Raw genomic sequence first — 1,750 nt, 5'->3', positions numbered from 1 at the left:
TTTTAAGTTGTAGAACTTAAAATTAAACATTTGCGAAGTCAATTCGCTTTTTAATTCTTTTGAAAAAGAATAACAACAAATAATAATGAGCTAGTAAAATTTCTCATTTCTAAAATGAGAGTTTGATCCTGGCTCAGGACGAACGCTGGCGGCATGCCTAATACATGCAAGTCGAACGAGTTGCGCTTATTGATAGTTGATGCTTGCATTAACTAGATTTAAGTTAGCAGCGAGTGGCGAACTGGTGAGTAACACGTGGATAACCTGCCCAGAAGAAGGGGATAACACCTGGAAACAGATGCTAATACCGTATAACAACGAAAACCACATGGTTTTCGTTTGAAAGATGGCCTTTGTGCTATCGCTTTTGGATGGATCCGCGGCGCATTAGCTAGTTGGTGAGATAAAGGCTCACCAAGGCGATGATGCGTAGCCGACCTGAGAGGGTAATCGGCCACATTGGGACTGAGACACGGCCCAGACTCCTACGGGAGGCAGCAGTAGGGAATCTTCCACAATGGACGAAAGTCTGATGGAGCAATGCCGCGTGAGTGAAGAAGGGTTTCGGCTCGTAAAACTCTGTTGTTAGAGAAGAACGGGCGTGAGAGTAACTGCTCACGTCGCGACGGTATCTAACCAGAAAGTCACGGCTAACTACGTGCCAGCAGCCGCGGTAATACGTAGGTGGCAAGCGTTGTCCGGATTTATTGGGCGTAAAGCGAGCGCAGGCGGTCTTCTAAGTCTGATGTGAAAGCCTCCGGCTTAACCGGAGAAGTGCATCGGAAACTGGGAAACTTGAGTGCAGAAGAGGACAGTGGAACTCCATGTGTAGCGGTGAAATGCGTAGATATATGGAGGAACACCAGTGGCGAAGGCGGCTGTCTAGTCTGTAACTGACGCTGAGGCTCGAAAGCATGGGTAGCAAACAGGATTAGATACCCTGGTAGTCCATGCCGTAAACGATGAGTGCTAGGTGTTGGAGGGTTTCCGCCCTTCAGTGCCGCAGCTAACGCATTAAGCACTCCGCCTGGGGAGTACGACCGCAAGGTTGAAACTCAAAGGAATTGACGGGGACCCGCACAAGCGGTGGAGCATGTGGTTTAATTCGATGCTACGCGAAGAACCTTACCAGGTCTTGACATCTTCTGTTAACCTAAGAGATTAGGTGTCCCCTTCGGGGGCAGAATGACAGGTGGTGCATGGTTGTCGTCAGCTCGTGTCGTGAGATGTTGGGTTAAGTCCCGCAACGAGCGCAACCCTTGTCATTAGTTGCCAGCATTCAGTTGGGCACTCTAATGAGACTGCCGGTGACAAACCGGAGGAAGGTGGGGATGACGTCAAATCATCATGCCCCTTATGACCTGGGCTACACACGTGCTACAATGGACGGTACAACGAGTTGCGAAACCGCGAGGTCAAGCTAATCTCTTAAAGCCGTTCTCAGTTCGGATTGCAGGCTGCAACTCGCCTGCATGAAGTTGGAATCGCTAGTAATCGTGGATCAGCATGCCACGGTGAATACGTTCCCGGGTCTTGTACACACCGCCCGTCACACCATGAGAGTTTGTAACACCCAAAGTCGGTTAGGTAACCTTTTGGAGCCTGCCGCCTAAGGTGGGACAGATGATTAGGGTGAAGTCGTAACAAGGTAGCCGTAGGAGAACCTGCGGCTGGATCACCTCCTTTCTAAGGAAAAATTCGGAAACCTTACATTATTGAAGTCTTGTTTAGTTTTGAGAGTTTTACTCTC

Annotated in this window: 1 rRNA gene; it reads left to right on the top strand. The window is 49.1% G+C overall.

Annotation, left to right across the window (positions count from 1 at the left end):
* Positions 1-110 precede the first annotated feature (110 nt).
* A 16S ribosomal RNA gene (locus AC6UDA_RS06905) occupies positions 111-1,686 on the top strand.
* Positions 1,687-1,750 lie beyond the last annotated feature (64 nt).

Source organism: Fructilactobacillus sp. X8R4C1, assembly GCF_059900905.1.
This window is presented reverse-complemented; position numbering and strand designations above follow the sequence as displayed.